Annotated in this window: 8 protein-coding genes; 6 read left to right on the top strand and 2 right to left on the bottom strand. The window is 32.9% G+C overall.

Annotated elements, in window-relative coordinates; translation table 11 throughout:
- The first annotated feature begins 146 nt into the window (after positions 1 to 146).
- Positions 147 to 359: a DUF6366 family protein gene (locus FS608_RS29605; protein ID WP_144556139.1), complete on the top strand. Its 213-nt coding sequence runs from the start codon at positions 147 to 149 to the stop codon at positions 357 to 359.
- Between the two features lie 140 nt (positions 360 to 499).
- Positions 500 to 628, top strand: a complete 129-nt coding sequence (locus tag FS608_RS31595; RefSeq protein ID WP_260871872.1) for a hypothetical protein — start codon at positions 500 to 502, stop codon at positions 626 to 628.
- Between the two features lie 179 nt (positions 629 to 807).
- On the opposite strand, the gene sda is transcribed toward FS608_RS31595, so the two are convergent.
- Positions 808 to 963 carry a sporulation histidine kinase inhibitor Sda gene (gene sda / locus FS608_RS29610; protein ID WP_133340631.1) on the bottom strand — a complete coding sequence of 52 codons (156 nt, stop codon included), beginning with the start codon at positions 961 to 963 and terminating at the stop codon, positions 808 to 810.
- Between the two features lie 251 nt (positions 964 to 1,214).
- Positions 1,215 to 2,552 carry an HAD family hydrolase gene (locus FS608_RS29615; RefSeq protein ID WP_260871873.1) on the bottom strand — a complete coding sequence of 446 codons (1,338 nt, stop codon included), beginning with the start codon at positions 2,550 to 2,552 and terminating at the stop codon, positions 1,215 to 1,217.
- A gap of 467 nt (positions 2,553 to 3,019) precedes the next feature.
- Here FS608_RS29615 and FS608_RS29620 point away from each other — a divergent pair, with 467 nt between their 5' ends.
- The 4 genes from FS608_RS29620 to FS608_RS29635 form a co-directional block, all read left to right on the top strand.
- A complete protein-coding gene (locus FS608_RS29620) occupies positions 3,020 to 3,310 on the top strand; it encodes a hypothetical protein (RefSeq protein ID WP_144556140.1) in 291 nt (96 codons plus the stop codon).
- A gap of 838 nt (positions 3,311 to 4,148) precedes the next feature.
- Positions 4,149 to 4,271: a hypothetical protein gene (locus FS608_RS31600; protein ID WP_260871874.1), complete on the top strand. Its 123-nt coding sequence runs from the start codon at positions 4,149 to 4,151 to the stop codon at positions 4,269 to 4,271.
- A gap of 324 nt (positions 4,272 to 4,595) precedes the next feature.
- Positions 4,596 to 4,802: a hypothetical protein gene (locus FS608_RS29630; RefSeq protein WP_144556141.1), complete on the top strand. Its 207-nt coding sequence runs from the start codon at positions 4,596 to 4,598 to the stop codon at positions 4,800 to 4,802.
- Positions 4,803 to 4,994: 192 nt separating this feature from the next.
- A partial coding sequence (locus FS608_RS29635; protein ID WP_144556142.1) for a P-loop nucleotide/nucleoside kinase family protein occupies positions 4,995 to 5,254 on the top strand: 260 nt, incomplete at its 3' end.

The raw sequence follows: 5,254 nt of genomic DNA on the forward strand, positions 1-5,254 counted from the left end.
TTATTCCTATATCAAAGGTTATGAAATCCTGCGAATAAGCGAGTATTCGGGAGAAAATCGTATTAAACTGAGGGAGTGTAAGAAGGTATAGACGATAAAATATAGAATATATACACAATAGAAACTATTCGTAGGGGGTGTTTAGTTTGAATAATCACGATGAAACACCTGAAGAAAAAAGAGAACGATTAAGACAAGGTGAATTAAAAAATAATCCAACTGGTTCATTAAACGATTCATTAAATAGAGGAAGTAATGGGAATTTAACTGATTTAACTGGTGGTATGGGTTGGAAAGGGACAGGAATATTAATTGTTGTATTAATAGTTGGATTTGTTTTATATAAACTGATTTTTTAAAGATTTTTTGAAGTGTTTGCTGCCATCGAATCGAAGGCGACTTTTCTTATTGTGCAACGTGGCAGGTTTGTTCAATAATTTTCCGCAACAATTGGTATTTATTGTATAATTTTAATTAGGATACCTTAGGAGGGAAGTATATGATATTAAATACAATAACACCTATAGCAATATTAGCAGGACTTGTTATTCTTGGATTCCTAATGGTTAAGTTAGTTAAGGTGTTAAAAAATAAGGGAGTACAGGTTAGATTATTCAAATACGAATAGTCTTTTTTTTATCCTTAACATAAAAATTTGTGAAGAATTACACTTAAAGTAACGGGTGCAAGAGTTAAAGATGGGCATAGCTGCGCGAATTTTTTGCTTGTCGTACTAAAGGCGCAGGTTAATGAGGTGAAATTACGCCATTAATATCGCTATCGACTCAAAAAGCTAAAAAAATAAGACTAGGATTGTAAACCAGTCTCAAGTAATAAGTCATATATATCTCTTTCCACAATTTCCTCTAACAACATTTTTAAAAAAGAATCATTTAATTTATGTTCATAAGCCGTTAAATATATATCAATTAGCTCTTCATTAGATAGTGTTTTAAATCGCATTACTATCTCCTTGTTATTCATCCTAGAATAATTTTGTGCATATTTATAGAGAATTTTTGTAAGTCTTTATAAAATCCAAGGTGACTTTTTTATTGAGTTATAAGTAACCGCATTTTACTTTTTATAAAACTAATATCTTTTCATTTATAACCCGTACATAACGTACTAAATATGAATTTATCATAAAAAGCTCTTGGTCATCCTTTAGAACGTTTTTTACAACTCCTGAATCCACCAACTTTTTTTATAGTCTAATGGTTTGCTAACAAAACTTTTTCATTTGTTCCTAACTTAATGGTAGATTCAGTAGGGATCCATAAACCGGTATTTTCATTTCTACCTTGAAGTACATATTTAGGGTTATTTTTCCCCATTCGTGAGGAAGCCAATTTTGAAAGTTCTCCAATTTTGCTGCCGCTTACGCGATTAATAATCAAGCTAAGCTTTGTATCCTTAAACTCGGTCAACATTTCATAATCGGTATTGCTGTCGCCTGCAACAAAGATAGGGCCACATCCTCCTTTATTACTGGCAATTTCATTTATAATGGTTTTTGTTTTTCCTTGACCAGCAGTAATCGGATAATTTTCTTCATAAACAGGCTTGATGTTTCCGGATTCTTTCTTTAATCTCATGCCAAATACGTTTTCTTCCGGAAGGTTATAACCATATTTAGGATTGGATGCGAATACTTCCACTACTTCTTCCATTGAAGCGGATACAACATAAACATCAATTCCATTATTCTGAAACGTGTGCATTAAATTTGAAATTTCAGGTGCCAATCGTAAACCCGTTATATGGGAAATGCTTACTACGCCAGCATCGCCGTGCAACTGTTGCGGACTTGTCAGTTTCTCTTTCGATATGCCTGCACCTAAGTTGAGATCATTAGAATCTTCCGCCAACTGTTTAACTTCTCCAACTGACATGTTTGAAAACAAGTAAAGAACCCATGGATAACTAATGTCAGTACTATACGTATCGCCAATTGCCTCATAAAGGAAATATAGTTTCACCTTAAAATCTTGAAAATAATCTGTGGCGCGAATCTCATCGAGAGATTGATCGCCTATTAATACCTTGTAATGTCGATAAAGATAGTCATAATCCCGTTTTAGATCATTTGTAATCGCTTCTAGCGTTACCAATTCCCCGTTATTGTTTTTATAGGCGTTTGAAAATGGCCCATCTGGAATCTTCGTTTTTATGACTGTGTAAAACTCTTCTGGAGTCAGATTAAATTTCATTTGATCAATTTGATAGAAGAAAAGGGCTTCTTCTGTATCATTCATAATGCTCGTATTATCCCAGTCAAATATGGCGTAGGGTTTCTTTTCTGACTTATACCTAGAGCTTTTGACACCATACTTGTTGATCAAATCTTGAATGGCTTCATATGTATTCGGAGCCCATTTCCCTTGATCCAACATCTGGATAGATGAAAGATTTTCTTTTTTTTCAAACTTTTTATCTTGATCCGCAACCTTTGATTTTTCAGATGTTGCTGAAAACCCTGTTGTCAGAAGCAAGCTGCTGATGACGATACTTCCCACGATGCCTTTCAGTTTTTTTCTTTGCATGAACATTTCCTGTTTCCTCCTTTTAAAGCAAAAAAAGCGCCTTTAACAACAGTCTATTTGACTGCTGCTAAGGCGCCTTTGCCCGGTAATTATTTTATACCTCTAATATACCATAAGTGTGCGAAATTTCAAATATTTAAACTAGTCAGTTTTTTAACTATTCACCATTATTCATAAAATGAATCCCCACAACAGCCAAAAATATTTACACCTCGTTCCTGTGGGTTTATACAAAATGGAGTTTGGGAAAAAGATGTATTCGAGTTTAAAAAGTAATATATTAATTTGATATTTCCTACTCAACTAACGGATGCAGGAGTTCAATAAGGTGTTGCTGCCGCAGCATCTTTTTTGCTTATTGAGCTACTGGCAGTTAATTCAATAAAAAGACAAATTTAAGCAGATTATAAATGGTATAGAATTCGTAGTCCATTTCTTATTTTTTACTAGCCTGGGTAAAAAGGAGTAACTTTATGTCATTTAAAAAATATATGTTTGCTGCATTTATTGCTGCAATTCTTTCTATTGTTATTCGTTCCATACTTCGTGCCAATGGCATCCATATTTTTCTTAACCAAAACTCAACTGGTCAAATATTGTTATATTTGGTCATTTTGCATTGTGTTATTTATTCTTTAAAGGACGGTCTGATAATTAAGAATTATATAAATGAATTTTCAAGAGATTGTGAAGCATTGTACTTAAACTATCTGGTGCTAGAATTAAACAAGGTGTTGCTGTGGCAACATCTTTTTGCTTGTTGAGCTAACTGGCACTTTAGTTGAACAATCGTCATTAGCATTTTTTTAACAATCGGTCGATACTTCACTTTAAAGAGTTAAGAGAATTGAAGCTTTAATTATTTCCGAAAGGAATCCCACTACCGATAATGACGAATTGTGTTATCTTAACATGAAAAATCCGGAATTATATAACTAAAATCTAATGACCAGAAACAAGTAACTGAAAATATTTCTGTGATTAAAGAATGTTTGTTCAATAATCGGGCGTTTTTCTTTAGTAAAAAGGCGTCTTTTTTATATGCACTTCACGAAAGATTGTGAAGATTTTTACTTAAACTATAGGATGCAAGAGTTGAAAATCAGGGCTGTCATTATGGCAGCCTTTTCTTATTCGACTAACGTGGCTGGTTAGCTCAAAAAGGTATGTTTTAATAAATAATTGCTCTATAATCAGGTTAATAGATAAAGAAAATAAAAGAATGGCAATCCTTAATGAAGGGGATGAGGACATTCTTATTGTTTTAGACTTTGATGAAAATAACAACCTCGTAATGCACCCAAGATGGAATATTAATATCACTATTCTAGGCGATAAGCGATTAAAATTTACCACTAATTCGTAGCTAAAACAATAGACTTTCCCTTTTTCTTGTTCAACAAACGGAGCAGTTTAGTATATTTTAAGGACTAAACGAATTATCAATAATAAAATTAGACTTGTACTTTTTGTTTTTAATTTTTAGTTCAACCAAAATATTAGGGGTAACTAAATTTCTTCCATCAAAGAAATTTCGTAAGCACATTCCACTTACAAATGAATTACTTATAAAATGACTAAGTTTAAAGGGGTGATAGGTAATTGGAGCGAATGAAAATAAAAAGAATTGCAGTCGATTCCATCCTTTATACAGAAGTTGACGATTGTGATACAGACGATAATACAGATGATTGGGATGTTCAATTTGAAGGAGGTGAAAGTTAAATATCAATTGCTAATGCCTTTAAATTTGAAACCCGGAAATAATCCACATTTATGTCATTTGAGATTAAAATGAATTTAGGTGGAATGTGTATTGCTAATTTTTCATAATAGTTGAATTATAATATTTCTCTAACCAATAAGAATGCTTAATACCGTCAAATAATTATTTCATTAGTGTGGACCAGTGTACTTAAACTAACCGGTGCTTGAGTAACAAAGAGTCGAATCTGCGACTCTTTGTTACTTGTTCCACTAACGACGCAGGTTACTTCAAGAAGGATTTCTAAAAAAAGTATAGAAACAATAAAAATAGGGAGTGGTTTTATGAATTATGAGTATAAAGAGAAAGTAAAGAAAAATGGTAATCAATTTGTTTCGATTAGGGATAAAGGTGAGAATTCCTTATTGGAAGTAGAAAGAAAAGGGAATCAGTTAGAAATAGTTACATATTGGCGTAATGAGAAAACAACCAATTTCACCGTTCCAGTGGTCATGTTTGAGAAAATTTATGAAGGTATGATCCAAGATTAATAAAAAGTGTTTTTACATAAAAGGGTAGCATTACTGGAACAACGGTAATGCTTTTTCTTATTGAGGTAACGGGGAAGGTTTGTTAAAGAAGGAATACAAATGAAATTGGTAGAATAAGTGAATTGAAGAGTATCTATGGGAACTAACGAAGTAAAAAGTTTAAACTAAAATAAGCGCGGGGGGTTAAAAAATATGAAACAATTGGGGACGCTATACTTTTTCTGTGGAAAAATGGGAGCTGGAAAATCGACTAAATCAAAACAATTGGCGATAGATAAACATGCGATACTGTTGTCTGAGGATGAATGGCTTTCATCTCTTTATCCCAATCAGATTGCATCATTTGAGGACTATCTAAAATTCTCAGCGCAGCTTAAGCCGTTGGTGAAAAAGCATGTCCAAAACATATTAAGTGTCGGTACAGATGTAGTGATGGATTTTCCAGCTAATAC

It is taken from the genome of Bacillus sp. X1(2014), assembly GCF_007678255.1.